This window comes from Microvirga sp., assembly GCF_014699075.1.
Taxonomy (GTDB): domain Bacteria; phylum Pseudomonadota; class Alphaproteobacteria; order Rhizobiales; family Beijerinckiaceae; genus Microvirga.
Genome location: NZ_JACXAB010000014.1, coordinates 64,475 through 90,433 on the forward strand (window position 1 = coordinate 64,475; position 25,959 = coordinate 90,433).

Here is a 25,959-nt window from a genome sequence, read left to right on the forward strand (position 1 = left end):
GATGCTGCCCGACATGCAGGACGAAGCCCCCGAAATTATGGAAGAGGACGCGCCCGAGGTTAGCCAGGGGCCTGATCATGTGCCCGATCACGGCGAGGCCATGCGCATCGCCGAGGCGCTGCTGTTCGCCTCCGCGGCTCCGTTGAGCGTCGAGGATCTGGGCGGCCGCCTGCCGGAAGGCGCGGATGTGGACAAGATCCTGCAGGATCTTGCCGAGCTTTATGCGATGCGGGGCGTCAATCTGGTCAAGGTCGCGGGGAAATGGACCTTCCGGACGGCGAGCGACCTGTCCTTCGTGCTCGCCCGCGACGTAGTCGAGCAGCGCAAGCTCTCCCGCGCCGCCATGGAGACGCTGGCGATCATCGCCTATCACCAGCCGGTGACCCGGGCCGAGATTGAGGAGATCCGCGGCGTCGCCACCTCGAAGGGCACCATCGACCTGCTCCTGGAGACGAGCTGGATCCGCCTGCGCGGCCGCCGGAAGGCGCCGGGGCGCCCGGTCACCTACGGCACCACGCCGGCTTTCCTTGAGCATTTCGGGCTCGACGCCATCGAGGATCTGCCGGGCCTTGAAGAGCTGAAGGGTGCAGGCTTCATCGACGGCCGCGTTCCGTCCGACTTCTCGGTGCCGTTGCCCTCCGATGCCGATGCCCTGCGTGAGGATGAGGATCCCCTCGACGACGATCTGCTGCAGCCTCTGGACATGCACCAGACCGAGGCCGGCGAGGAATGACCGACAGGCCAGCCGGCTCCGCCCGCGACCGGTTCCGTCTGCCCCGCTGGGGCCAGCGCGGCACGGCGGGCGCCTCGATCCCGGCGCAACTCACCTTCGAGACCATCGTTCAGGCCTATGGCAGCCAGCGCGCCCTTGATGGGGTCTCGCTCACCATCGAGCCGGGCGAGATCGTTTGTCTGCTCGGCCATTCCGGCTGCGGAAAGACGACCCTGCTGCGCATCGCGGCCGGCGTGGAGGCTCCCACCTCAGGCCGGGTGCTCATGGACGGCCTGGAGGCCAGCGGGCCGCGTGCTTTCGTGGAGCCGGAGAGACGCGGCATCGGGCTGATGTTCCAGGATTATGCCCTGTTCCCGCACATGACGATCCTGCAGAACATCATGTTCGGCCTGAAGGATCTCTCGGCCTCCGAGGCCGGGGTTGCGGCGCGCCGCGCCCTGTCCCGCGTCGGCCTGGAGCATTACGCCAACGAATACCCCCACACCCTGTCGGGCGGCGAGCAGCAGCGGGTGGCGCTGGCGCGCTCCATTGCGCCCCGTCCCGGCGTGCTGCTCATGGACGAGCCGTTCTCCAACCTCGACCGGCGCATGCGCGATGCGATCCGCGACGAGACCGTGGCCATCCTGCGGGAGACCGGCGCCACCACCATCGTGGTGACCCACGACCCGGAGGAGGCGATGCGGATCGCCGACCGGATTGTCCTGATGCGGGCAGGCCGGATCATCCAGCAGGGCGAGGCCGAAGAAATCTATCGGAGGCCGGAAAACCTCTTTGCCGCCCGGTTCTTCTGCGACTTCAACGAGCTCGAGGGCGTTGTGCGCAACGGTCAGGTGAGTTGCCCGGTGGGCGTATTCCCAGCGCCGCACCTGGGCGATGGCCCCGCCATCGTGTGCGTGCGTCCCCAGGGTGTGAGGCTGAGGCCGGCGGGCTTCTGCCTGCCGGGCCGCGTGGTCTCGCGCCGGTTCCTCGGGGAGGTCGATCTGGTCCATATCGACGTGCAGGGCGTCGACCGTCCGCTCCAGGCCCGTGTTCACGATCCCGTTGACGTGAGGGAGGGACAGGATGTGGGCATCGATGTCGATACGAAGGATGTCCTTGTTTTCGCCGCGTCCGACGCATAGGTTGGCGGCAAGTTCTTCATCTGAAATGCCGCGCCTCTCGAGGGCGCAGGAGGATTGCCATGGGTGGCACGAGTATTTGGCACTGGATCGTTGTGGGCTTGATCGTCGTCCTGCTGTTCGGACGCGGCAAGATCTCCGACATGATGGGCGACGTCGCGAAGGGCATCAAGGCCTTCAAGAAGGGCATGTCCGAGGACGACACCCCGGCAAAGCCGGTGCAGCCCTCCGAGCCGGTTCGCACCATCGATCACCAGAACGGCACGACGACCACCACTACCGTTACGACGGACCACAAGGTCGGCTAAGCTTTCGTCAGCCGCCGCTTCAAGCGGTGTATCAGTACGCGTGAGTACCTAAGGGCAGGTTCGAGGCCACGTCATGTTGGACATGAGCTGGGGTGAGATCATGGTGATCGGCGCCGTCGCGCTGATCGTGATCGGCCCGAAGGATCTGCCGAAGGCTCTGCGGACCGTGGGGCAGATGACCAGCAAGGTCCGCCGGATGGCGGCGGATTTCCAGGGCCAGTTCAACGAGGCCATGCGGGAGGCCGAGCTCGACGAGGTCAAGAAGCAGCTCCAGAGCGTGAACGAGTCCGTTCCATCGCTCAACACGAACTTCAACCCGATCCAGACGATCCGGGACGAGCTGAAAACCTCCATCGAGGCGCCTGTCGCGACCCCGGAGAAGGCGCCCGAGCCGGAGAGCGATCCGGAGGCTGCCCAAGGGTCCGCCCAAGCGGCAGTTCAGGCGCCGTCCGATACCGCGGTGCAGGCCGTGGTCGAGGGACGGGCGCCTGCGCCCGCCGATCCGCTTGTCGACCTGCCGCTCCCGCCAAGTGTCGACCCGGCAACGGAGATCGCCGAGTCCCTGCGGCGGGAGGCCGAGTACGAAGCCCAGCAGGCTGCTCTCGCTGAACAACTCTCAGAAAAACCGGACGCGAAAGTCGGATGACCACTGCCGTTGAACAGGACGAGGTCGAGTCCTCACGCGCTCCTCTGATCGAGCATCTGACCGAGCTGCGCTCGCGCCTCCTCAAGGCGCTGGCTGCGTTCGTGGTGATGTTCTTCGCCTGCTTTGCCGCCGCCAAGTACATCTACAATGCGCTGGTATGGCCCTACGTCCTGGCCGTCGGTTCGCCCGAGGCGGCGCGTCTCGTCTACACCCACGGCCTGGAGTACCTGTTCACGCAGATCCAGGTGGCGGCCTTTGGCGCGGGATTCCTGGCCTTCCCGGTCATCGCCATGCAGGTCTACAAGTTCGTGGCGCCGGGCCTTTACAAGAACGAGCGGCGGGCCTTCGTGCCCTATCTCGTCGCGACGCCCGTCCTGTTCGCCGTCGGCGCGGCCTGCGTCTATTTCATCGCCATGCCGCTCCTCATGCGCTTCTCCGTGGGCATGCAGCAGCTGGCGACCGAGAGCGGTCCCACCATCGAGTTCCTGCCGAAGGTCAGCGAGTACCTGTCGCTGATCATGACCCTGATCTTCGCCTTCGGCATCTGCTTCCAGCTGCCGGTGATCCTTACCCTGCTGGCGCGAGCCGGGATCATCGATGAGCAGTTCCTGAAGGACAAGCGGCGCTACGCCATCGTGATCGTTTTCGTGATCGCGGCGGTTCTCACGCCGCCGGACGTGATCAGCCAGTTCGCCCTTGCGGTCCCCACCTTGCTTCTTTACGAGGCATCCATCTTCTCCGTCCGCATGGTCGAGAAGAAGCGTGCGGCAGCCGAGGCCGCGCGCGCGGCAGAGGAGTAGGGCCTGCGGGTCCTCCCACCGGCCGCCACCCTCGGCACACGTTGAAGGAGCGGTCTTGTCATCGGGGCGGGGCTGCCTGACGAAGCAGGTCCTCATCCCATGCACGACATCCGTTCCATCCGCGAGAACCCCGCGGCTTTCGACCAAGGCCTCCGGAACCGGGGCATGGAGCCCTTGTCCGCCCACCTCATCGCCCTCGACGACCAGCGCAAGAGCGCCATCTCGGCCCTGCAGGCCGCCACCGAGCGCCGCAATGCCATGTCCAAGGAGATCGGCCAGGCCAAGGCCAAGAAGGACGAGGAGCGGGCGAGTGAGCTGATGGCCGAGGTCGCCCGGATCAAGGAAACGATGCCGGAGCTTGAAGAGGCCGAGCGCGTGGCCGAGAAGGCCCTGTTCGAGGCTCTCGCGGCCATTCCGAACATTCCGAAGCCGGATGTGCCTGTTGGCGCCGACGAGCATGGCAACGTGGAGCGTCACCGGGTCGGTACGCCCCGGATGTCGAACAGCGCCAAGCAGCATTTCGAGATCGGCGAAGCCCTCGGCCTCATGGATTTCGAGACGGCCGCGAAGCTCTCGGGCTCGCGCTTCGTGGTGCTCAAAGCAGGTCTCGCGCGCCTGGAGCGGGCGCTTGGCCAGTTCATGATCGACCTGCACACCAATGAGCACGGCTACACGGAAGTGAACCCGCCGCTGCTGGTGCGCGACGATGCCATGTTCGGCACCGCACAGCTGCCGAAGTTTGAGGACGATCAGTTCTGGGCCTTCCCGGGCAATTCGCTTGAGCAGGTTGTTGCCGCAGCCCTTGAGGGCCAGCCGCGCGATGCCATCGCCAAGATGATCAAGGACACCCGCTACGGCATGATCCCGACCGCGGAGGTGACGCTCACCAATCTCGTGCGCGAGCAGATCCTGTCCGAGGAGGAGCTGCCGCTTCGGTTCAGCGCGCTCACCCCGAGCTTCCGCGCCGAGGCGGGCTCTGCCGGTCGCGACACGCGCGGCATGATCCGTCAGCATCAGTTCGTGAAATGCGAGCTCGTCTCGATCACCACGCCCGAGACCTCGGCCGACGAGCATGAGCGCATGCTCACCAGCGCCGAGAACGTGCTGAAGAGGCTGGAGCTGCCGTTCCGCACCATGACGCTCTGCACCGGCGACATGGGCTTCTCCTCGACCAAGACCTACGACATCGAGGTCTGGCTGCCGGGGCAGGGGGCCTATCGCGAGATTTCGAGCTGCTCGGTCTGTTCCGACTTCCAGGCGCGGCGCATGAACGCCCGCTACCGCGCCGCCGGCGAAAAGCAGCCGCGCTTCGTGCACACGCTTAACGGCTCCGGGTTGGCGGTCGGCCGCACGCTGGTGGCCGTGCTGGAGAACTACCAGAACGAGGACGGCAGCGTCACGATCCCCTCGGCTCTGCAGCCCTATATGGGCGGTCTCACCCGCATCGAGCGTCAGGCATAAAGCATGCGTATTCTCTGTACCAACGACGACGGCATTCACGCTCCGGGGCTGAAAACTCTTGAGGCGATCGCGCGCGAATTGTCGGACGATGTCTGGGTCGTCGCACCCGAGACGGATCAGAGCGGCGTCGCCCACTCGCTCTCGCTCAACGATCCGTTGCGCCTGCGCGAAATCTCCAGCCGGCACTTCGCCGTCAGAGGCACGCCGACGGATTGCGTGATCATGGGCGTGCGCCACCTCATGCGGGACGCCAAGCCCGACCTCGTGCTCTCCGGCGTGAACCGCGGCCAGAACGTGGCCGAGGATGTGACCTATTCCGGCACAGTGGCGGGCGCCATCGAGGGCACGATCCTCGGTGTTCCATCCATCGCGCTCTCGCAGGCCTATGGCCCGACCACGCGCGAGACGCCGCGCTGGCAATGCGCCGAGCATCACGGCCCCAAGGTGGTGCGCAGGATTCTCGAAGCCGGAATCGACAAGGGCATCCTCGTCAACGTGAACTTCCCGGATTGCGAACCGGACGAGGTCGAGGGAACGTCTCTCGTCAATCAGGGCCAGCGCACGCAGGAACTCTTGCGCCTCGACGAGCGCCGTGATGGACGCGGCAATCCCTATTTCTGGATCGCCTTCGAGCGCCGTCCCTTCACGCCGGGCAACGGCACGGATCTCTGGGCCATCGCCAACCGGCGCATCGCCGTCACGCCTTTGCGCATCGATATGACCGACGAGCCGACCCTGACCCGCTACGCGCAGGCTTTCGGCTGAGGATGCAGGCGCGATGAACCAGGATCTGCCATACTGGCCCGAGGCGGACGATGCCCGCGGCGAGCAGGCAGCGATCGGGGCGGCGTCCTTCATCCTGTCGTTGCGTGCGAAGGGCATCCGCGACACGGCTCTTCTGCGGGCCATGGAACTCGTGCCGCGCGAGGTCTTTGCCCCGCGCCGCTTCACCGATCTCGCGCGCACCGACGTGGCCCTGCCGCTGCCCTGCGGCCAGACGATGACCGGCCCCGCAACGGTGGCCGCCATGCTGCTGGCGCTGGGCGTGCAGCCCGGTCAGCGCGTGCTGGAAGTAGGAACGGGCAGCGGCTACGTGACGGCGCTGCTGGCGCGGCTCGGGGCAGAGGTCACGAGCGTTGAGCGCTTCAACACGCTGGCGGCAGCAGCAGCGCAACACCTCAAGATCGTCGAGGCGGGCAAGGTTCGCCTGGAGGTGGGCGACGGGCTTGCCACACGGGTGCGGGACCGGTTCGATCGCATTCTGCTGAACGGCGCACGCCCGGAGCTTCCGGAAGCGTTGATGCCGCTCTTAGGACCCGGAGGGCGCTTGGTGGGAGCGCTGACCGTCGAGGGCATGCCCCGCCTCGTGAAGGTCGAGCGCAACGCCGACGGGGAGCTCACGCAGAGCCTTGGCGCGCAGTTGCGAATTTCCCCTCTCGTCACCGGCATTGCGGCAACTCTCTGACGGATTCGAAATTTTTCGACAAGGTTACGAGAAAGTGCGCACCATCAACCGTTGCTTAACCTGAACAGGCTTTTAATCGCTCCATCGAGTTGCGTTCGGTTGGGGTTGAGTGATGCGTTTGCGTGTGAGTTCTGGACATTGGACTGCGGTGTCTCGGATCGCTCTGGTGGTTTTGATCGGGAGTGCCGCTGCGGCATGCAGTACCGACAGTGCGCGGTTTGCGGAGAACCCCTTCTCCAATCCATTCGCCGCCAGCGAGCGGGTGGACACCGGCGCAACGGCTCCTTCGCAGCCCAAGCCGTCCCCGTCCTACGCGGCTGCCCCGATGCCGACCCCTTCGGTCCAGGCTCAGGCCCTGCCGCCGGTGCAGGCCCAGCCCCTGTCGCAGCCCACCCGCATCGCCTCGGCTCCCGCGCCCACTCAGCCGCGCCCCGCGCCGGCCGTTCAGACCGCTTCGGCCCAGCCCAAGTTCCGCCTCGTCGATACGTCCAAGGTCCCGGCCGCAACAACGCCTGTCGCAGCCGCCGAGCCCGCCCGTCGCGTTCGTCCCGGCATGACCACGACGGCGCAGGCTCCCGCGCCCGCTGCTCCGGCTCCCGTGAAGTCGGCTCCCATGCAGGTCGCCTCTGCCACGGACGAGCCTCTCGTCACGGCTCCGAAGCCGCTCGTTTCCGCCCCGAAGCCGGTCGTGGAGCAGCCCAAGGTGGCGGCTCTCACCCAGCCTGAGCCGGTCAAGACCGTTGCTCCTGTGCCGGCGGCTCCTGCTCCTGCCGCGCAGCCGGAGGCCGCGAAGGCTCCCGCGCCGGAGCCCGAAGCCACCGCCAGCGTGTCTGGTGACTTCCGCTGGCCCGCCCGCGGCCGCGTCATCGCCGGGTTCGGCGCCAATGGCGGCAACGAAGGCATCAACATCGCCGTTCCCGAAGGTACGCCGGTGAAGGCCGCCGAAGCCGGTACCGTGACCTATGCAGGCAGCGAAGTGAAGGGCTACGGCAACCTCGTCCTGATCAAGCACGAGAACGGCTTTGTCTCGGCCTATGCCCACAATGGTTCGCTGAACGTGAAGCGCGGCGAGCAGGTGAAGCGCGGCCAGGTGATCGCAACCTCCGGCCAGACCGGCAACGTGACCTCGCCGCAGCTGCACTTCGAAATCCGCAAGGGCGCACAGCCCGTCGATCCGCTGAAGCATCTCGGCGGCTGATCGCGAGAGAAGTTTAGGCCGGATCTCGTCTTCGGGGCCGGTCAAATGAGGGGACGGTGGAGCTCAGCCACCGTCCCTTTTTCATGCTGGTGGCTCCAGTGTCATCCCCGGCGAGCGTCAGCGAGGGAAGGGGATCCACTCACACGCTCAGTGCCATGGATTCCCTTCCCCTCCTCTGCGCTTCGGCCGGGAATGACACGTAGGGAAATGGTCCAGATAAATCTTTTTCAGATCGCTTGTTCCAGGCGCCCCGCCAGATCCTGGATGAACTGCCAGGCGGTGCGGCCCGAGCGGGCGCCGCGGGTGGTGGCCCATTCGAGCGCCTCTGCGCGGATCGCGTCGCGGTCGGCCTTAAGGCCGAGATGGTCCACATAGCCAAAGACCATGTCGAGATATTCGTCCTGGCTGCACTTGTGAAAGCCGAGCCAGAGGCCGAAGCGGTCCGACAGCGAGACCTTCTCCTCGATGGCCTCTCCCGGATTGATGGCGGTCGAGCGCTCGTTCTCCATCATGTCGCGGGGCAGGAGGTGGCGGCGGTTCGACGTGGCGTAGAAGATCACGTTGTCGGGCCGCCCTTCGATCCCGCCCTCCAGCACGGCCTTGAGCGACTTGTAGGAGGTATCGTCCGCGTCAAAGGACAGGTCGTCGCAGAACACGATGAAGCGGTGCGGGTCGGGCCGCAGCAGTCCCATGATGTCGGGGAGGGTCTCGATGTCCTCCCGGTGGATCTCGATGAGCTTCAGGGGGCGGGAATCGCCGGGCCTTGTGTGGTTGATCTCCGCATGGACCGCCTTGACCAGGGACGACTTGCCCATGCCCCGTGCACCCCAGAGCAGGGCGTTGTTGGCCGGCAGCCCCCTGGCGAAGCGTCCTGTATTCTCCGCAAGGTGGTCCCGCACCCGGTCGATGCCCCGCAGGAGGCTCATCTCGACCCGGTTCACCCTCTGTACGGGTGAGAGCCTGCGGCCCGCCGCCTGCCAGACGAAGGCGTCTGCTGTCGTAAAATCGGCGTGAGCGGCCCCGGTAGGGGTGAGCCTTTCAAGAGCATCGGCAATGCGGGTCAGAAGCGCCAGGGATTCAGGAGAATTGAGGTCTGCGGACATATCAAGCTCAGGCTTCAAAGAGGCAGAAAGGCACTGCTTAGCGCAGAAAGCGTCAAACGGTCCATGCAAGCAGCTCTGGAAATCCCTGCGACTTCATTGATTTCGTGGAGTCGATGGGTATAGTCCGCCACGCTTTGAATCCCGTCCGGCGCGGGTAGGCCCGAAAAAGGCCTGCCACGCGCCTTTATCCATGGAGAGCCGCTTGTTCATTTCACCAGCCTACGCACAAGGGACCCCCGCGGCCGGCGGAATGGAGATGATCCTTCAATTCGTCCCGTTCATCCTCATATTCGTCATCATGTGGTTCCTGATCATCCGGCCCCAGCAGCGGCGGGTGAAGACCCACCAGGAGATGATCAAGAACGTGCGCCGCGGCGACACGATCGTCACCTCCGGCGGCATCATCGGCAAGGTCACCAAGGTGACCGAGGACGCGGCCGACATCGAGGTCGAGATCGCCGACGGCGTGAAGGTGAAGGTGGCCCGGGCCATGATTTCCGACGTTCGCTCCAAGAGCGAGCCGGTCAAGGCCTGAATGAGACAAGGCCGGCCCTCCTTAAGCGGATGGGCCGGTTCGCCGCAGCCCGCTGCGGCAAAAGAGTGTGAAAGGTTGAGCTGACGATGCTGCGCTTCTCAAGATCGAAGATCATCGCCACGGTGGCGGTTATTGTGATCGGCCTGCTCCTGGCGGTTCCGAGCACCATGAACCGCGAGCAGCGTCAGGCCTTCCTGAATGCCATCCCAGGCTGGGTACCGTCCTGGCTGGTGCCGTCCCGCGCCATCGTGCTGGGCCTCGACCTGCAGGGCGGATCCCACGTTCTGCTCGAGGTCGATGCCCAGGACCTGATGCGCGTGCAGGTCACGACCCTGCGCGACGACGTCCGCCGCATCCTGCGCGACACCCGTGTTTCGTCCCAGAACGGCATTCAGACCGTCCAGCGCGGCGTGCAGATCCGCGTGCCGGATGCCGCCGACCGCGACCGGCTCCTGCCGCGTCTGCGGGAGTTGGCCCAGCCCACCGGCAATGCCATGCTGGGCCAGGCCGGCGGCAACACCATCGACATCAACACGACTCCGGACGGCGTGATCACGCTGACCTATTCGGAGATCGGCACCAATGAGCGCATCCGCCGCGCCGTCGACCAGTCCATCGAGGTTATCCGCCGCCGCGTGGACGCCACCGGCACGACCGAGCCCAGCATTCAGCGCCAGGGCGCCGACCGCGTGCTCGTCCAGGTTCCCGGCCTCCAGGATCCGCAGCAGCTGAAGGCGCTGCTGGGCGAGACAGGCAATCTCGAGTTCCGCCTGCTCGCGCAGCAAGGCGCCACCGACGTGGATATGCTGCCCATGCAGGATGCGGGCGGCCAGCGGGTACCCGTTGAGCGCCGGATCATTGCCGAGGGCGGCGACCTGATCGATGCGCAACCGGCCTTCGACACCCAGACCAACCAGCCCATCGTCAATTTCCGCTTCAACATTCGCGGCGCACAGCGCTTCGGTCAGGCGACCACGGAAAACCTCGGGCGCCAGCTTGCCATCGTCCTCGACAACCAGGTGATCTCCGCTCCGACGATCCAGTCGCCCATCACCGGCGGCTCGGGCCAGATCTCGGGCAGCTTCACGGTCGAGCAGGTCAACAACCTCGCCGTGCTGCTCCGCTCCGGCGCGCTGCCGGCCAAGCTCACAATCGTCGAGGAGCGCACGGTCGGCCCGGGCCTCGGACGCGACTCCATCGAGGCCGGCAAGATGGCCACTTATGTGGCGGCCATCTTCGTGATCATCTTCATGTTCGCCACCTACGGCCTCTTCGGCCTCTTCGCGAACATCGCACTGATTGTCCATGTGGGTCTCATCTTCGGCCTCATGTCGGTGCTGGAGGCCACGCTGACCTTGCCGGGCATCGCCGGCATCGTGCTCACCATCGGCACCGCGGTGGATTCCAACGTGCTGATCTACGAGCGTATCCGCGAAGAGGTTCGTGCCGGCCGGTCCATCGTGTCGGGCATTCAGGCCGGCTTCGACCGGGCCTTCGCGACCATCGTGGACTCGAACAGCACCATGGCCATCGCGGCGGTGATCCTGTTCTTCCTCGGCTCCGGCCCCGTGCGCGGCTTCGCGGTCGTGTTCATCCTCGGCATCCTGACGACGGTTCTCACCGCCGTGACCCTGACGCGCATGATGATTGCGCTCTGGTATCACTGGATGCGTCCCAAAGTTCTTCCGTTTTAAGGAGTGCGTATCGTGCGCCTCGTTCGCCTCTGGCCCGAAAACTCCCATTTCGACTTCATGCGCTTCCGGCGCTTCTCTTTCCCGCTGTCGGCTGTGATCTCGATCCTGACCGCCGTGATCCTCCTATCCGGCGGCCTCAACTTCGGCATCGACTTCCGGGGCGGCACGCTCATGGAAATCCAGGCCAAGTCCGGCCAGGCGAATGTCGGCCAGATCCGGCAGACCGCCGAGGGCTTCGGCTTCGGCGACGTCGAGGTGCAGGAATTCGGCACGGCCGGTGAAGTCTCGCTGCGCTTCCCCATTCAGGAAGGTGGCGAGGCAGCGCAGGCTGCCGTCGTGCAGAAAGCGCGCGACACCTTCAATGGCGATTACGAGTTCCGCCGCGTCGAAACCGTGGGACCACGCGTCTCGGGTGAGCTTGTGCAGTCCGGCACCATCGGCGTCGTGCTCTCGGTCATCGCGGTGCTGTTCTATCTCTGGTTCCGCTTCGAGCGCGAACTGGCGATCGCCTCGATCATCGGCACCCTGCACGACATCGTGCTCACCATCGGCTTCTTCGTGATCACCGGCCACGAGTTCAACATGACCTCGATTGCCGCGATCCTCACCATCGTTGGCTATTCGCTCAATGAGACGGTGGTGGTGTTCGACCGAACCCGCGAGCTGATGCGCCGCTACAAGACCATGCCGGCCGAAGAGCTGCTGAACCTGTCGATCAATCACACCATGTCCCGCACGGTGATGACGGCAGCCACCACCGCGCTCTCGCTTCTCGCGCTGGTGCTGTTCGGCGGCCAGGCGATCCAGGGTTTCGCGCAGGTCATGCTCTACGGCGTCGTCATCTGTACGTATTCGGCCATCTGCATCTCGTCTCCCATGCTGATCTATATCGGCCTGCGCGGTTCGGAAGCCGTGAAGGTTCCAGAGGGCAGGGCCGCCGCAGCGGAGTAAGATCATGAGCTCTGGCCGCGTCTACGACGGGTTCCTGCCAGGCCGCTTTCAGTTCGATGCCTACGGCAACGGCGGCTTCCGCTTCGCCGACATGTCCCATCGCGGCTCTCTGCTGGCGCTGCCGTCTGGGGTGAGGGCATGGCCGGTCGCGTCCATGGCGGAGCTCACGGACGATGTGCTCGATCCGATCTTCGCCGAGGGCGACGCGCTCGAGCTCCTGCTGTTCGGCACTGGCGTCGACATCGCGGCGCTGCCGGTCGCGTTTCGGAATCGGTTTCGCGAGGCAGGAATCGGGCTCGACGTGATGCAGACCGGGGCAGCCGCACGCACCTACAACATCCTGCTCGCCGAGAACCGCAAGGTTGGCGCCGCGCTGATCGCCGTCCCTTAAATGGCAGAAGCGATTGCCAACTTCGCCTATTGCGAAGCCCTCGTGCGGGAAGCCGATCCGGATCGCTACTGGGCGAGCCTGTTCGCGCCCGCCGACAAGCGGCCACATCTCTACGCCCTCTATGCCTTCAATTTCGAGATCGCCCGCGTACGCGAGGCGGTGCGTGAGGCGCTCGTCGGCGAGATCCGCCTGCAATGGTGGCGCGATGCTCTGCAGGGCGAAGCGCGGGGGGATGTGCGGGCCAATCCCGTTGCTGCCGCGCTCGACGACACCATCGTCCAGTTCCGCCTGCCGCGCCAGTCGCTGGTCGACCTGATCGATGCCAGGATCTTCGATCTCTACGAGGATCCGATGCCGAGCCTCAACGACCTCGAAGGCTATTGCGGCGAGACGTCTTCGAGCCTGATCCAGCTCTCGAGCCTCATCCTCTCGAACGGAGCAAATCCCGGCACGGCCGATGCCGCCGGACATGCCGGCGTCGCCTACGCCATCGCAGGCTTGCTGCGCGCTTTCCCAATCCATGCCCGTCAGGGACAGGTCTACGTGCCTGCCGATATTCTGACCAAACACGGTGTGGTGCGCGACGACATCGTCACAGGACGTGGCGGGCCAGGACTCAAAGGGGCGCTCGCCGATCTTCGCGCCGTCGCCCGCAGGCATCTCGAGCAGGCGCGGGCTCTGCGCTCAACAATCCCGAATGGCGCCAAGCCTGCGTTCCAATCCATTGCGCTGGTGGAGCCTTATCTCAAGGCCATGGAGCGGCGGGATTACGACCCGTTCCACACAGTGGTGGAACTGCCCCAATGGCGGCGCATCTGGGCGCTCTGGCGCGGGCCGTTTTAGGAGCGCCGTGCCCTCTGGTGTCATCCCGGACGGGGCAGCCGATCCGGGATCGTACAAACCAGTCCAGCACTGTCATCCCGGGGCTGCGCAGCAGAGCCCGGGATCCATAACCGCCCACGATGCAGAACGAGGCGTGACGCTGATCGCCTCTTCTTGAAATGTCGTGGTTATGGATCCCCGCCTGCGCGGGGATGACAACGTTGAGGTTCTAGCACCACGTCCTGCTCGCGATCCCGGGTCGCCTATGGCGTCCGGGATGACCGTGTGGGCTTACTCCGCGGCCTGAGGCAGCACACCGCCCGACATCCAAACCGCCAGATCGCCTCGTGCCCGATTCGTCAGTGCCTTCTTCCGGGCGACGGCCTTCGCCGGTCCGCGCAGGCGCTTGCCGTCTTCGGCCTTCGGAGCCTGGGCCAGCGGCGGGAAGAGGCCGAAATTGACGTTCATCGGCTGGAAGGAACGCGGCCCCTCGTCGATGGTCTCGATGTGGCCGCCGGTGATGTGGTTGATGAGCGCGCCCAGCGCCGTGGTGTGCGGCAGGGGCTGGATCGGGCGGCCCAGGCGCTCGGCGGCGGCGAAGCGGCCGGTCATCAGGCCGACTGCTGCGCTCTCCACATAGCCCTCGCAGCCGGTGATCTGGCCGGCAAAGCGCAGGCGCGGCATCGCCTTCAGGCGCAGCGTTGAGTCGAGGAGCTTCGGCGAGTTGAGATAGGTGTTGCGGTGGATGCCGCCGAGGCGCGCGAACTCTGCGTTCTCCAGGCCCGGGATCATGCGCAGGATCGCGCTCTGGGCGCCGTATTTCAGCTTGGTCTGGAAGCCCACCATGTTGAACAGGGTGCCGAGCGCATTGTCCTGGCGCAGCTGCACGATGGCGTAGGGCTTCTTGTCCGGATTGCGCGGATCGGTGAGGCCCACCGGCTTCATGGGGCCGTGGCGCAGGGTCTCGCGGCCGCGCTCGGCCATCACCTCGATGGGCAGGCAGCCGTCGAAATAGGGGGTGTTGGCCTCCCATTCCTTGAACTCGGTCTTGTCGCCGGCGATCAGCGCGTCGATGAAGGCCTCGTACTGCTCCTTGGTCATTGGGCAGTTGATGTAATCCTTGCCGGTGCCGCCGGGCCCGACCTTGTCGTAGCGCGACTGGAACCAGGCGATGTCCATGTTGATGGACTCGCGGTAGACGATGGGCGCGATGGCGTCGAAGAAGGCCAGCGACGTCTCGCCCGTGAGATCGAGGATGGCCTGCGCCAGAGCCGGCGAGGTGAGGGGGCCGGTGGCGACGATCACCGAGGACCAATCCTCCGGCGGCAGGCCCGCAATCTCGCCCCGGTTGATGGTGATCAGGGGATGAGCCTCGAGCGCAGCCGTCACGGCCGCCGAGAAGCCATCGCGATCGACAGCCAAGGCGCCGCCGGCGGGCACCTGGTTGGCATCGCCCTTGGCCATGATGAGCGAGCCGAGGGAGCGCATCTCCTGGTGCAGCAGACCGACTGCGTTGGTCTCCGGGTCGTCAGAGCGGAAGGAATTTGAGCAGACAAGTTCGGCCAAGCCGTCGGTCTTGTGCGCATCGGTGCCGCGAACAGGGCGCATCTCATGCAGCACGACAGGAACACCGGCCTGGGCGATCTGCCAGGCAGCTTCCGAACCGGCGAGGCCGCCGCCGATGACGTGAATGGGTTCGATGGTGCTCATGGTCATTCTCCCGAGCGGCTTTGTTGACTCCCTCGGGAGCCCTGGTCAAGCTGAGCCGGCTTGCTTTTGGAAAGGTAGTCAACGCCATGCAACCCAGGCGTCCGGTCGTCCTTATTACAGGCGGAAGCCGCGGCATAGGGGCTGCGGTGGCGCAGCTTGCAGCCGAGCGCGGTTATGATGTCGCCATTACCTACCGCTCGGAGCGTGAGGCTGCCGAACAGGTTCTTGCCGCCTGCCGCAGGGCTGGAGCGAAAGCGGTGGCCTGCCAGGGCGACGTGGCTGTCGAATCTGACGTGGTTCGCCTGTTCGATGACGCCGAGGCCGCCCTGGGGGCGATCTCGCATGTGGTCAACAACGCGGGGATTACGGGAAAGTCCGGCAAGCTGGCGCAGACCTCCGGCGAGACGATCCGGGACTGCATCGACATCAATGTTCTGGGAGCCCTGTGGGTGGCGCGCGAGGCAGCGCGCCGGCTGCCGAAAGGCCCGAGCGACAGCCCCAAGAGCATCGTCAACATCTCGTCGGTGGCAGCCTCACTCGGCAGCCCCAACGAATATGTCTGGTACGCCGCCTCGAAAGGCGCCATCGACTCGCTGACGATCGGGATGGCCAAGGAGCTGGCGCCAGAGGGCATACGGGTCAACGCGGTTTCACCCGGCATGACGAAGACCGAGATCCACGAGCGCAGCACCCAGGACGCTGGCCGCCTGGAGCGGCTGCTGCCGAATATTCCACTTGGCCGGATCGGGGAGCCGGAAGAGATCGCCGAAGCGGTGCTGTTCCTGATGTCCGATGCTGCGTCCTATATCACCGGAGCGAATATTCCGGTCTCCGGCGGGCGCTGAAGACCTCCAGACAAGCAAACGCCCGCCAATGGCGGGCGAGGGCCTTATGCTGCGGTGCTGCAGAAGCTTACGCGGCAGCGTGCTCGCGAGCGATGTTCTCGATCTGGAAGCGGGAAATGCCGAGATCGTCGAGTTCGCGGTCCGAAAGGAGCGAAAGCTCGCGGACAGTGTCGCGATAACGCATATAGGCGCGGAACTTAGAGAGAATGTAAGACACGAACATGGAAATCTCCTGATCAGTGACCGGCCCCTGTGGCCGGTGGCTTTTGTTCTTGCGTGTGCAGTGCGGATATAGGTGTGTGCGGTGCCGAAGAGGAGTGGTAATAGTGTAGGGCTGTTATGCTTTAGTAGCATAACGGGCTAACGACGGGTTAACGGCACTGTCCACCAAGCATGCCTGCAAGGGGATGGGGTGTGCCTTCCACGCGTTCCTCCGAACGGCTCCACGAGCGTGGCTATGTGCCGGCGTTCGGGGTGAGCGAGGCGCTCGCCTCCGTGTTCTTCAGGGCTGCATGGAAATCTTCAGAGTGGTTCGAGGCCCCCATAAGCATTGATGCGCCTATGTAGCATTTTGAACAAATGTTCATCTCACTGCACGACTTATCAGAGATCCGGCGTTGCTTCCTGATCGTTGGAACAGTCTTCAAAGGTCTGCGTTCACCTTGCACCTTTGCAGTAATGGAGATGGTTCCGTGAAGAAAATCGCCCTTGGAGCCGCCCTTCTCTTGTTGAGCAGCGCGGCCTATGCCCAGACGTCGACCCAGACCAACACCAGCACCAGCACGACCTCCCAGTCGCAGTCCTCGGACTCGAACAACCTGCTGCGCAATCAGTCCGGGACCAGCAGCCGGACCGAGACCACCGGCGCAAACCGCAGCGAGTCGTCGGGCACGCAGACCAATGTCCGCACCCGCGAAGAGGGCAATACCCGTGTGGGCGTCGGCATCGAAACCCGTGAGCGCTCCGGCGTGTCCGTTCGCTCCCGCACGGTGCGTGAAGTCGAGGAGCCGAGCGTCTCCGTCACCCGCCGCCGCAGCATAACCTCCATTGAGGAGCCGGACACCGAGGTGCGCCGCACGGTGGTCAAGAAGAAGCCCAGCAAGAAGGTTGCGGTGAAGAAGACCAAGAGGACCAACAAGGTCGTCTCGAAGAAGCGCCGCTATCAGGTTGTCGACGAGCCGGTGGAGGTCCGTCGCCGGACCGTGCGCCGCTACGAGGAGGTCAACGAGCCGAGCGTCTCCGTCAACCGCCGCACGACGATCCGCCGGACTCAGGATACCTCGCCGAGCGTTGGCGTGTCCGTGGAGCAGCGCCGTTCCAATGACGTGAATGTCTCCACCAGCCGGACCCGTTCGAGCGCTCCGGAGACCACCGGCACCGTCTCGACCCGCAGCCGCACGGATGTGAACAGCAACACGGGCAGCAACACATCGGGTTCGGGCAACTCCTCCACGACCGTTCGTCCGCAGCAGGGCGGTTCATCGTCGGGGAGCAGCACGAGCACCAGCGAGTAATCTGGTCACCGTAGCGCAAGAAAGAGGGCCGGCAACTGGCCCTCTTTTTGTGTTCTTATGATCTGTCAACGAATGTGTACTTCCGGCTTGGAAGGATAATTCAAAATTGGGCGCAGCATATCGGAACAAAGGTGCTCTACTGCTGGGGATTTTGATGCTCCTCGGCGTCTATCCAGTTGAATATTTCGGAACCGTTGCTCCAGCTGGACTTTATATACGAAACTGTTCTGGAGTAGATCTATGAAGAAGGCTCTTGTTGTCATCAGCGCAGCCCTTCTGGCTGCAACCTCTTTCGCCGGTGCCGCCGAAGCCCGTCCTGGAAAGGGCAAGGGCCACGCCTATGGGCACCAGAAGAATTACAAGGTTCAGCGTTATGCCGTGCAGCGTCGCAACAATAACAACGCTGCCATTGCAGCCGGTGTAACGGGCGCCATTCTCGGCGGCGCGCTCGCTGCAACGGCCCGCCCGGCCTACCGCACCTATGAGCGGCCTGCCTATGGGACTTACGAAGCCCCAAGGCGGAACTACTACCGCGAAGAATACTACGACAACTACGATTACTAACCTGTCGACATAAGGGCGCCTTCGGGCGCCTTATTCTTGGCCTCTGCCGCCGCGCAGGTTTCCAACCGCGATAACGGCGCGCAGAGGGCCGTATTCGGTCTGCTTTCTCACATCGATCTGGACGCGTGCACCTGACTGGTTCCGATAGGAACCGCCATGCCGCCCCGAACCAGCAACGGCATCGGCCCGGACAGTTCCGCTGATCCGCACGCAGGTATCCGAGGCTTGGAGCATGGAAAAGCCAGGAGGACAGGGAGAAGCTTGGGCTTGGCTCGCCAGGCCCAGGCCCATCAAAGCAATAGCTATTGAGAAACGCTTCATGATGTAGCGGAGCTTAGCGGCTCCGCTTCGAGAGGCAAGTGATGGATGCGGGTACTCCTTAGAGCCCGCCCGACCCGCTCCGGCGGCCGTACTGCTCCGCCACGTCCGGGCGGTCGACTTCCACGTGGAATTGCTCGGCTTTGGGGCTGTAGTCCTGAATGGCGCCAATGCCGTAACGGTAGGCCATCTCGCCGCCGAGCCAGCCGCTGAACAGCAGCAGGGCCGTCTGGATGCCGGACAGCCACACGCCCCAACCTTGAACCCCGGCGGCCGGATCATCCAGGCGAACGCCCACATTGACGAGGGCAAGAGCCACGACGACGAGATTGGCAATCATGTGGGCCCATGACACCCACACATTGCGCACCCGGTCGATGGTCACGAAGTCGATCAGACCGGGAACCGCAGCCACGAGCGCGGTGACGATTCCGGCAATGAGCAGCCAGTAGGACGCCTGAGCCCAGAACACCTCCTGCGTTCCCAGGAAGACGATGTCCGTTCCCAGGGCTCCGATCAGGAAGGCCACTGGGAAGACGATAAGCATGTGGTGAAGCGGATGTCCGGCAATGGCTGCCGTGCTCTGCACCCCATGACGATGATACCGGCCCATGACACGCTCCTCCTAATGCTTGGCTTGAGGAAAAATGCTTAGGCTTATTCTTCGTTCCGGTTCATACGTCACACCCGTTGCGGCTGGACATTCGGGCGACGGTCAGAGATAGCGTAGCCCTGCATTCCGGAGGGGAATGTCCTGCCGGATCATCTCTGCGGCAGTCTGGCCAACTGCAGGACAGCTGCTCTGATGGTTCTTGATCCCGCTACGCTCACTGTCGCCTTCATCCTGCTGTCGTGCGTCCTTGGCACGCTGCTGATCTTCTCATGGACATTGAATCGCCAGTTGAGTGCCTTGGCCTGGTGGGGAACGGCCTTCTGTCTAATTGCCGTCGGTATCGGCTGGGCCAATCTGGGCAAGGGACCGCCGGGATATCCGGTTCTCCTGCTGGCGAATGCGCTCGGGATCCTGTCCTACGGCGCTATCTATGTTGGCTGCAGGGTCTTCAACAAGCGTCCGGGCATTCTGCTCCACGGTGGTGCGGGTGTCGCTGTCTGGATAGGCGCCTTTCCCTTCATCTACGACTCGCAGGGATATCGGCTCATCCTGGCGTCTCTGCTGACAGGTGCTTATGCCGCCTTGTCCGCTTGGGAGCTGGCGCGCCATGCGGCGCAGGCGCTTGCCTCGCAGCGTGTGGCGGTCTTTCTCCTGTCCAGCCTAGCGGTCTTCAATCTCTTGCGCGGGCTGCTCGGCATCTCTCTCACATCGGTTCCCTGGATCGATACCTTCGCCCGGCGCTGGTCCTCGGAAATGGCTCTCTTCCTCGTGGTGTTTGGACCCACGCTCGCCTTCATGTTCCTGTCCATGGCGAAGGAGCGCCTGAAACTCGACTATATGCGGGCGGCTCTCGTCGATGATCTCACCGGGATTCCCAACCGACGCGCCTTCCTTCAGGCTGCGTCCAAACTGTTGGATCGGCTGAATGGCCGTCCCGCCAGCTGTCTCTTGTTCGATCTCGACAACTTCAAAGCTATCAATGACCGCCATGGGCATGCTACCGGCGACCGCATCCTGAGCATTTTCGGCGGCATCCTGACCGAGAAGCTGCCGAAGGGGAGCTTTGGCAGGCTGGGGGGAGAGGAGTTCGCCGCCATCCTTCCGATGGGTTCTCGTGACGCCGCTTCGGTTGCAGAGGCGATCCGGGACGCCTTTTCCGCAGCCGGCAAGGCGGATCTCGGCGGCAATGAGGACGTCACCGTCAGCATCGGGTGCGCAACCATTCCCCGGGCGAGCACCGAGGATCTGCTCCGCCGGGCTGATCAAGCCCTCTACTGCGCGAAGGAAAGCGGCCGCAACATGGTCGTGGCCGCCTAAGCACCCGCGCTAATAGCGGTCTAGCTCATGCTCCTGCGGCAAGCGTCCCTGCGGTGTGAGCTGATCGACGACGCCAGGCAGCACATGCGACAGCTCCGACAGGAGATCCTGCTGGGGCATGCCAGTGTGCTGGGACAGCTCGTTGACGGTGTCCGGCCCGAGGGCGTCCGCGAGCTGGTTGGGGGCGATCGGCTGATTGTCGCCGGTGCCGACCCAGGAATTGGCGATGTCGCCGTGACCGGAGCGGTTGAAGCTGTCGAGAAGCCCACCAAGGCCACCTGCCAGCATGCCGCCGTTCAGGCCTCCGCCCGAGCCGCCGAGCAGGCCGCCCGATCCGCCTCCCAGCACTCCTCCGAGGCCGCCCCCGCCAAGGAGATCACCAAGACCCCCACCGGACGAGCCGCGGCCACCCATGGCCCTTTGCGCCAGGAGGCCCAGAACAGCCATCATGATGGGCGACATGCCGCCGCCGCCCGATTGGCCGCCGATCCCACCACCGAGACCGCCGCTGCGTCCCCCGAGAACGTTGCCGAGTACCTGATCAAGCAAACCCATGTGAGCGCTCCTCGTTTCCAAGAAGGTTCAACGGGAGGAAACTCTGAGGGTTTCAGCTTGAGCATGAAGGAGGGGCCGATCCCCGCCTATGGTGCTTTCGAAGACCGGGCTGGTCGCTCAAACCACGAAGAACTCGTTGTGGGTCAGAGCAAGCCCTTTGGTGAAATGGGCGAACTCCACGGCCTTGCGGGATCCGGAGCGGTCGGAATCGTAGGACAGGATGCCGGTCTTCTTGTTGTAGAGAATGTAGTCGTCCGAGTCCTTGGGCCTGTTGCCCGCATTGAAGAAGTCGGCGTCCAGCTTGCGCGGATTGCCGGCACTTCCGGAGTCGAGCTTCCGGAATATGGCATTGTCGAGCCAGATCGAGTCATCCTTCGCCCTGTACTGGGCGGCGAAGTCGAAATTGACCTTCCGATCGGTCGTGGATGAACCGAGCCTCGTGTTGAAGACGAAAACGTCACGACCGGTATCGCCGATCAAGGTGTCGTTCCCAAGCCCGCCGTTGAGCCTGTCATTGCCGGTTCCACCAAAGAGCCAATCCCGTCCGTTGTCGCCATAGAGCCGGTCGTTGCCTGCATCGCCAAAGACGTAATCGTTGCCGCCCATGCCTCGGATGGTGTCGTTGCCGGACCGTCCGCCCAGATCTTCGTCGAAGCCGGTGCCGCGGAACACGTTGGCCCCGGCCGTGCCGATCCACTTCTGAACCGAGGTGAAGATGGTCCCCGACTCTGTTCCGGAGATGGTGTTGCCGAAGAGAGAAATATAGGTAGGACCGCCGGCCGTGTTCGTCCGCTCCTCCCGAACGCCATAGCGGGCGTCGATTGCGCCGTCGGAATAGATTGTGTTGTTGAGGATCTGGGTGTTCACGGAATAGTAGGTTTGCCCCGTGGTCGGATCCAGCCGCATGCGGATGCTGATCTCGTCGAACTGGTTGTCGCCGCCTTGCGCGTTGTTGAAGATGCGGTTGTTCTGCACGACCGTGTCGGTCGAGCCCTCGATCCGCACACCGCTGCTCAAGTTGCCGTAGATCGTGGCGCCATTGATGACGACGTTATCGGCCATGTTGAGAAGGACGCCTTCCTTCTGGTTGCCGTAGTACTGGCCGCCGACAATTTCGATGTTGCTGGGCCACGGGATGTTCTCCGATCCACGCTGCACCACAATGCCGGTGGACCCATTGCCATAGGCGATGTTGTTCTCAAGCAGCAGCCCGGTGGTCGTCGTCGTGACGTTGAAGCCGTGTCGATCATTGTCATAGGCGATGTTGTTCCGGTAGATGCCGCGGACGATGTAGTCCGCCACAAACCCGTCCAGCCCATTGCCGTGGGACACGCTGTTCTCGATGGTCAAGTTCAGGGTCTGTTCGTGCGGGTCGAAGCCATAGCCCGAGCAGTCCAGGATCTCCACGCGCGACACATGGATGTTGCTGTCCTGCTGTGTGCTTCCGGGCCTCACACCCGTATAGAAGCCATCGATCTTGCCGGTCGTCGCGTCGCGATTGCCGTCGATGGAGAGATCGAAGACGCCGACATCGGTGGTGACCTCATTGAATGGGGTGCGAACCACGCCGGTCATGTCGCCTGCCCACCCGTCGGCCACCTTGAGAATCGTCCGGCCCATGCCGGCGCCCTGAAGCGCCGTGCCGCTGAGCATGGAGATAGCGCCATCGCTCTTGTCGCCGGTGCCTTTGACGAGCAGAGTGCCTGTCGGCAGGACGACGGTCACCCAACCTGCGGACGGATTCTTCAGATATTCCGTATTCGCTGCTTTCACGGCTGCATTGATGGCGACTGAGTCATCAATGCTGTCATTGGCGACCGCACCGTAAGTCGAGGCATTGATGACGAGGGCCATGCTGATCATCCTTCATCGGGAAAGGAGCCAGCATGCTTAAATACGTTTGCGAGATTTGGAGCGGATATTCCTGAGCATTTGATAGCTTTTGAGGTAAGCATCAGGTGCAGCCGCGAGAATTATTTCACTCAATAAGTGTTTTGTGCGGCTTCCGAGCCGTCAATTGCGCAAGACATACTGTATTGTTGCTCATTGCTTGCCTTCAGCCTGGGTCGATTTGCGAATCGCGCTGCCGTTCGTGCTCTGAAGATGGATCTGTCGATCTGGCCAGCGGCTGGGGTGCTGCCGAGGTAATTAGAGACTGCGCTTCTTCAAGAGCGAAGATGTGATTGAAGAAAGTCTTAGGCCGAGAAATAGAACTTGTTTATTACTCTGCGTTAATGTCTTTTCGATCAGAGTATGGAACGCTTTGTTGAGCCAACTATCGCGGGGGGACGTGTGACAGACGAGGAAATTGAAGCCGTTGCCGAGGAACTGGCCAAGGCAGGCGGCGTTTCGTGGTACCCTGGACGCACACGCGGCGCGCTCCTGAGGCCCGTCAGCGAACGGTACCGGGATCGGGCAAAGCTGGCGATTGCGGCACTTGATCGGGTCAGGAACGGGCATGATCCGGCAGCGGAGGCGTTGCCCATTCAGGCCTCGTCCGCTCCGCGCCATCCCGATACGCTCGAAGTGGGGGCGACCGTGGTTTACCGTCCCCCTGGCGATCAGAGGGCGATTACCTGCCGGATTGAGCAGATCGAGGAAGGCCGCGCCTATCTGGTGCCTGTGCCCCGGCCTGACATCGGCTGGGTGTCGCTGGATAACCTTCATCCCATCGAGGGGGAGGCTGCTACGAAAGGCGAATAGCACGAGAAGCCGCAAGGTCTCTTCACTTCGCCGGCAAAACCCGCTAGCAGTTTCCATCATTTCCGAGTGGGTAGACAGTCTGACATGCGTTGCTTCTTCCACCTCGTGAGCAATCATGACGAGATAATTGACAACGCAGGCATCGAGGTTCAAGACCTCGAGAGCGCCAAGGCACAGGCACTCCTCGCCGTCGAAGAACTGAGGGCGGAAATCGGTACCGAGGCGGATGATTGGTCAGGGTGGCGGCTGAACATCGTCTGCCCCCTTGGGACCCTTCTCCACTCCATGCAGCTGATTCAAACGGTACATTGACCGCTGACAGTCCCTGGGAGTCCCTGACCCTGCCTATGCACTCGCTTTGAGCGGAACGAAGCCAAGAATTCGATTGATGCAGGCGCTCAGTTCCGCCGAGTCATAGGGCTTGCGCAGAATGGTGAACCCATCGTCCATCGCCGCTTGGGCGACATTGCTGTAGCCGGTGGCGAGCAGGACCGGCAGGGAAGGCTGCTCGCTGCGGATGATCTGGGCCAGATCGACTCCATTGAGATCACCCGGCATCACGATATCGCTGAACACGAGATCGATGCGCGTACCGGATCGGAGGACCATAAGGGCTGCATGGGCTTCAGCCGCATGCGTGACCTGAAATCCGATCTCCTCAAGGCTGGCGCGGGTGACTTCGGCGATGTCGGAGTTGTCCTCCACCAGGAGGATATGACCATGGCCGCTTCGGACCAGAGGTCCAGGTGCCGGCGCGCTTTCGTCATTCGCAGCCTCGATGGTGCGCGGCAGGTAGAGCGTGATCGTGGTGCCCCGCCCGGCCTCGGCAAGGGCAGTTGCCGTGCCTCCCGACTGTTTGGCAAAGCCATAGACCTGGCTCAATCCAAGGCCGGTTCCCTTGCCGACGGCCTTGGTCGTATAGAACGGCTCGAAGACGTGTGGCAGCACGTCTTCGGGGATGCCGCAGCCCGTATCCGTGAGGCTGAACGCGACGAAGTCGCCCTGAAGGCCCAACACATCCGGGTCGCGCAGGCTCAGGTTCCAGGCCTCGATCAGCAGCCGTCCGCCATCGGGCATGGCATCACGGGCATTGACCGCGATGTTGAGGACGGCGAGTTCGAGTTCGTTGAGGTCGACCTTGGTGTGCCACAGCCCGGGCGGCAGCCGTATGTCGATGGCGATGTCCCCGCGCAGGGACGAGCGCAGCATGTCCTGCAGGTCGAGCAGGTATCGCGACAGATCGACGACCTCGGGCTCATGGGTCTGCTGCCGGGAGAAGGACAGGAGCTGGCGCACGAGGCTTGCTCCTCGTCCGGCTGCCGTGTCGATGGCATCGAGGGACCGCTTCTGCCGCTCTTCCATGGGATAGCGCCGCAGACGGTCGACACTCCCTTTGACGACCATCAGCAGATTGTTGAAGTCATGGGCCACACCCCCGGTGAGATGGCCCACGGCTTCGAGCCTTTGCGCCTGCTTGAGGGCGGCTTCCGCCATCTCGCGCCGCTCGACCTCCGCATGAAAGCTGCGGGTGCGCCGCAGGGCGAGCAGGCTGATCGTGAATAGGCCCAGGGTCGCCGGCAGGCCGAAGGCAAGGAGCTGGCCCATTCCCAACCAGAGCTCCCGCCATACGCTGGCGGTTTCGATCCCAGTGGTCACATAGATGGGGTAATCCGGGATCTTGCGATAGCCGATGCGCCGCTCGATTCCGTCGATTTGAGAGACAGTCGTGATGAAGCCGGATTGCGCGCTGCTTTGAATTGCGGGCAGGAGAGAGTTACCGGGGGTGAGTTGAAGGGGTTCGGTGCCGCGCGACGGGTAACGCGCCAGGAATTCCCCATCGGACCTGATCAGGCTGATGGAATCGGCAAGTGCACGAGAAATCCGACCGTAGAACTCGCGGAAGTGCTCCGGCCGCACGGAAACCGCCACGATCCCGTCGAAGCTTCCGTCCTGCGTCGGGCGGCGCTGGCTCACCACGAAGAACCGGATGCTGCCGACCTTTGAGGTGATCGTCCTGCCGATATAGGTGCCCGCGTCCCGTTCTGCCTGCACTTTGAAGTAATCGCGTTCCGAATTGTCCAGGTCGCGGGGCACGGGCAGGATGGTGCTCGACACGAGCGGGCGCCCGGCCTTGTCGAAGACCCAGATCGCCTCGATCTGCGGCAGGGCGTCCTGGGTGCGCCGCAGGCGGCTCTGGAGGCGGGCCTCCTCGGCCAGGATCTGCTCCGGCGTGAGGCCGCGCAGCACCTCGTTCGTCTCGGCCATCGTGCGCTCGATGGTCTGAAACGCCTTGAGGCTGTGCTCCTGAACCACGTCCAGAGCACGCTCGATCCGCTCATCCGCGTGTTCGCGCAGGCGGCGGTAATCGTCCCAGGCCGTATAGGCGAAAAACAGGGCAGGCCCGAGCAGGCTCGCGACCAGCAGCAACTGCAAGGGCCAGAGGACGGTGCGGCTCTTCGGCGTTACGCGCCCCACAAACGAAGACCTTCCGGGCATGATTTTGCGAGAGTCTCTCGAACTTGAGCGTCGGTCCGGCTCGGGAAGTCGAATATCGGGTTTCCATGCCGCTGCACAGGAAGCCTAGCTGGCCAGATA

Annotated in this window: 28 protein-coding genes; 20 read left to right on the forward strand and 8 right to left on the reverse strand. The window is 63.7% G+C overall.

Annotation, left to right across the window (positions count from 1 at the left end):
* The first annotated feature begins 1 nt into the window (after position 1).
* The 9 genes from scpB (at position 2) to IC232_RS18480 (ending at position 7,729) form a co-directional block, all read left to right on the forward strand.
* Positions 2-733, forward strand: coding sequence for an SMC-Scp complex subunit ScpB (gene scpB, locus IC232_RS18440; RefSeq protein WP_190846443.1), 732 nt, complete (start codon positions 2-4; stop codon positions 731-733).
* On the forward strand, positions 730-1,854 hold the full coding sequence (locus tag IC232_RS18445; protein ID WP_190846444.1) for an ABC transporter ATP-binding protein: 1,125 nt from the start codon (positions 730-732) through the stop codon (positions 1,852-1,854). Before scpB ends, IC232_RS18445 begins: the two co-directional genes overlap by 4 nt.
* Before the next feature lie 59 nt (positions 1,855-1,913).
* Complete coding sequence (locus IC232_RS18450) at positions 1,914-2,159, forward strand: twin-arginine translocase TatA/TatE family subunit (RefSeq protein WP_036351954.1); 246 nt, start codon at positions 1,914-1,916, stop codon at positions 2,157-2,159.
* A 73-nt stretch (positions 2,160-2,232) separates the two neighbouring features.
* Entirely contained in the window at positions 2,233-2,805 is a 573-nt protein-coding gene (tatB, locus tag IC232_RS18455; RefSeq protein WP_190846445.1) for a Sec-independent protein translocase protein TatB, read from the forward strand.
* Positions 2,802-3,605 (forward strand): twin-arginine translocase subunit TatC, encoded by an 804-nt coding sequence (gene tatC, locus IC232_RS18460; protein WP_190846446.1) that lies wholly within the window; start codon positions 2,802-2,804, stop codon positions 3,603-3,605. Before tatB ends, tatC begins: the two co-directional genes overlap by 4 nt.
* A gap of 99 nt (positions 3,606-3,704) precedes the next feature.
* Complete coding sequence (gene serS / locus IC232_RS18465) at positions 3,705-5,066, forward strand: serine--tRNA ligase (RefSeq protein WP_190846447.1); 1,362 nt, start codon at positions 3,705-3,707, stop codon at positions 5,064-5,066.
* A gap of 3 nt (positions 5,067-5,069) precedes the next feature.
* On the forward strand, positions 5,070-5,831 hold the full coding sequence (gene surE, locus IC232_RS18470; protein WP_190846448.1) for a 5'/3'-nucleotidase SurE: 762 nt from the start codon (positions 5,070-5,072) through the stop codon (positions 5,829-5,831).
* Between the two features lie 13 nt (positions 5,832-5,844).
* Entirely contained in the window at positions 5,845-6,531 is a 687-nt protein-coding gene (locus tag IC232_RS18475) for a protein-L-isoaspartate O-methyltransferase family protein (RefSeq protein ID WP_190846449.1), read from the forward strand.
* 166 nt (positions 6,532-6,697) lie between these two features.
* Positions 6,698-7,729 carry a peptidoglycan DD-metalloendopeptidase family protein gene (locus tag IC232_RS18480; RefSeq protein ID WP_312895195.1) on the forward strand — a complete coding sequence of 344 codons (1,032 nt, stop codon included), beginning with the start codon at positions 6,698-6,700 and terminating at the stop codon, positions 7,727-7,729.
* A gap of 227 nt (positions 7,730-7,956) precedes the next feature.
* On the opposite strand, the gene IC232_RS18485 is transcribed toward IC232_RS18480, so the two are convergent.
* Positions 7,957-8,832, reverse strand: coding sequence for an ATP-binding protein (locus IC232_RS18485; RefSeq protein ID WP_190846451.1), 876 nt, complete (start codon positions 8,830-8,832; stop codon positions 7,957-7,959).
* A gap of 202 nt (positions 8,833-9,034) precedes the next feature.
* On the opposite strand from IC232_RS18485, the gene yajC reads away from it, so the two are divergent.
* The 5 genes from yajC (at position 9,035) to IC232_RS18510 (ending at position 13,246) form a co-directional block, all read left to right on the forward strand.
* Positions 9,035-9,367, forward strand: a complete 333-nt coding sequence (gene yajC, locus IC232_RS18490) for a preprotein translocase subunit YajC (protein WP_246812278.1) — start codon at positions 9,035-9,037, stop codon at positions 9,365-9,367.
* A gap of 86 nt (positions 9,368-9,453) precedes the next feature.
* Complete coding sequence (gene secD, locus IC232_RS18495) at positions 9,454-11,061, forward strand: protein translocase subunit SecD (RefSeq protein WP_190846452.1); 1,608 nt, start codon at positions 9,454-9,456, stop codon at positions 11,059-11,061.
* 12 nt (positions 11,062-11,073) lie between these two features.
* Complete coding sequence (gene secF / locus IC232_RS18500) at positions 11,074-12,012, forward strand: protein translocase subunit SecF (RefSeq protein WP_190846453.1); 939 nt, start codon at positions 11,074-11,076, stop codon at positions 12,010-12,012.
* Positions 12,013-12,016: 4 nt separating this feature from the next.
* Positions 12,017-12,403 carry an Mth938-like domain-containing protein gene (locus IC232_RS18505; RefSeq protein WP_190846454.1) on the forward strand — a complete coding sequence of 129 codons (387 nt, stop codon included), beginning with the start codon at positions 12,017-12,019 and terminating at the stop codon, positions 12,401-12,403.
* Positions 12,404-13,246 carry a phytoene/squalene synthase family protein gene (locus IC232_RS18510; protein ID WP_190846455.1) on the forward strand — a complete coding sequence of 281 codons (843 nt, stop codon included), beginning with the start codon at positions 12,404-12,406 and terminating at the stop codon, positions 13,244-13,246.
* A 270-nt stretch (positions 13,247-13,516) separates the two neighbouring features.
* Here IC232_RS18510 and trmFO read toward each other — a convergent pair whose 3' ends face one another.
* Positions 13,517-14,935: a methylenetetrahydrofolate--tRNA-(uracil(54)-C(5))-methyltransferase (FADH(2)-oxidizing) TrmFO gene (trmFO, locus tag IC232_RS18515; RefSeq protein WP_190846456.1), complete on the reverse strand. Its 1,419-nt coding sequence runs from the start codon at positions 14,933-14,935 to the stop codon at positions 13,517-13,519.
* A gap of 86 nt (positions 14,936-15,021) precedes the next feature.
* Between trmFO and IC232_RS18520 the strand changes: the two genes are divergently transcribed.
* The gene (locus IC232_RS18520; RefSeq protein WP_190846457.1) at positions 15,022-15,780 is read left to right on the forward strand and encodes a glucose 1-dehydrogenase; all 759 of its coding nucleotides are present in this window, start codon (positions 15,022-15,024) and stop codon (positions 15,778-15,780) included.
* A 67-nt stretch (positions 15,781-15,847) separates the two neighbouring features.
* On the opposite strand, the gene IC232_RS18525 is transcribed toward IC232_RS18520, so the two are convergent.
* Positions 15,848-16,003, reverse strand: coding sequence for a DUF1127 domain-containing protein (locus IC232_RS18525; protein WP_190846458.1), 156 nt, complete (start codon positions 16,001-16,003; stop codon positions 15,848-15,850).
* A gap of 469 nt (positions 16,004-16,472) precedes the next feature.
* On the opposite strand from IC232_RS18525, the gene IC232_RS18530 reads away from it, so the two are divergent.
* On the forward strand, positions 16,473-17,294 hold the full coding sequence (locus IC232_RS18530; protein WP_190846459.1) for a hypothetical protein: 822 nt from the start codon (positions 16,473-16,475) through the stop codon (positions 17,292-17,294).
* Positions 17,295-17,534: 240 nt separating this feature from the next.
* Positions 17,535-17,858 carry a hypothetical protein gene (locus tag IC232_RS18535; RefSeq protein WP_190846460.1) on the forward strand — a complete coding sequence of 108 codons (324 nt, stop codon included), beginning with the start codon at positions 17,535-17,537 and terminating at the stop codon, positions 17,856-17,858.
* Between the two features lie 30 nt (positions 17,859-17,888).
* On the opposite strand, the gene IC232_RS33285 is transcribed toward IC232_RS18535, so the two are convergent.
* Both IC232_RS33285 and IC232_RS18545 read right to left on the reverse strand, forming a co-directional pair.
* Positions 17,889-18,179 (reverse strand): porin, encoded by a 291-nt coding sequence (locus IC232_RS33285; RefSeq protein ID WP_409564938.1) that lies wholly within the window; start codon positions 18,177-18,179, stop codon positions 17,889-17,891.
* 58 nt (positions 18,180-18,237) lie between these two features.
* The gene (locus IC232_RS18545) at positions 18,238-18,789 is read right to left on the reverse strand and encodes a DUF2231 domain-containing protein (RefSeq protein WP_190846462.1); all 552 of its coding nucleotides are present in this window, start codon (positions 18,787-18,789) and stop codon (positions 18,238-18,240) included.
* A gap of 192 nt (positions 18,790-18,981) precedes the next feature.
* Between IC232_RS18545 and IC232_RS18550 the strand changes: the two genes are divergently transcribed.
* Entirely contained in the window at positions 18,982-20,106 is a 1,125-nt protein-coding gene (locus IC232_RS18550) for a GGDEF domain-containing protein (RefSeq protein WP_190846463.1), read from the forward strand.
* 9 nt (positions 20,107-20,115) lie between these two features.
* On the opposite strand, the gene IC232_RS32920 is transcribed toward IC232_RS18550, so the two are convergent.
* Entirely contained in the window at positions 20,116-20,661 is a 546-nt protein-coding gene (locus IC232_RS32920; RefSeq protein WP_190846464.1) for a YidB family protein, read from the reverse strand.
* Positions 20,662-20,778: 117 nt separating this feature from the next.
* The gene (locus tag IC232_RS18560) at positions 20,779-22,515 is read right to left on the reverse strand and encodes a right-handed parallel beta-helix repeat-containing protein (RefSeq protein ID WP_190846465.1); all 1,737 of its coding nucleotides are present in this window, start codon (positions 22,513-22,515) and stop codon (positions 20,779-20,781) included.
* A gap of 438 nt (positions 22,516-22,953) precedes the next feature.
* Between IC232_RS18560 and IC232_RS18565 the strand changes: the two genes are divergently transcribed.
* Positions 22,954-23,364, forward strand: a complete 411-nt coding sequence (locus IC232_RS18565; RefSeq protein ID WP_312895196.1) for a hypothetical protein — start codon at positions 22,954-22,956, stop codon at positions 23,362-23,364.
* Between the two features lie 84 nt (positions 23,365-23,448).
* On the forward strand, positions 23,449-23,676 hold the full coding sequence (locus IC232_RS33290) for a DUF6894 family protein (protein ID WP_409564939.1): 228 nt from the start codon (positions 23,449-23,451) through the stop codon (positions 23,674-23,676).
* A 33-nt stretch (positions 23,677-23,709) separates the two neighbouring features.
* Here IC232_RS33290 and IC232_RS18570 read toward each other — a convergent pair whose 3' ends face one another.
* Entirely contained in the window at positions 23,710-25,860 is a 2,151-nt protein-coding gene (locus tag IC232_RS18570; RefSeq protein ID WP_190846467.1) for a hybrid sensor histidine kinase/response regulator, read from the reverse strand.
* Between the last annotated feature and the right edge of the window lie 99 nt (positions 25,861-25,959).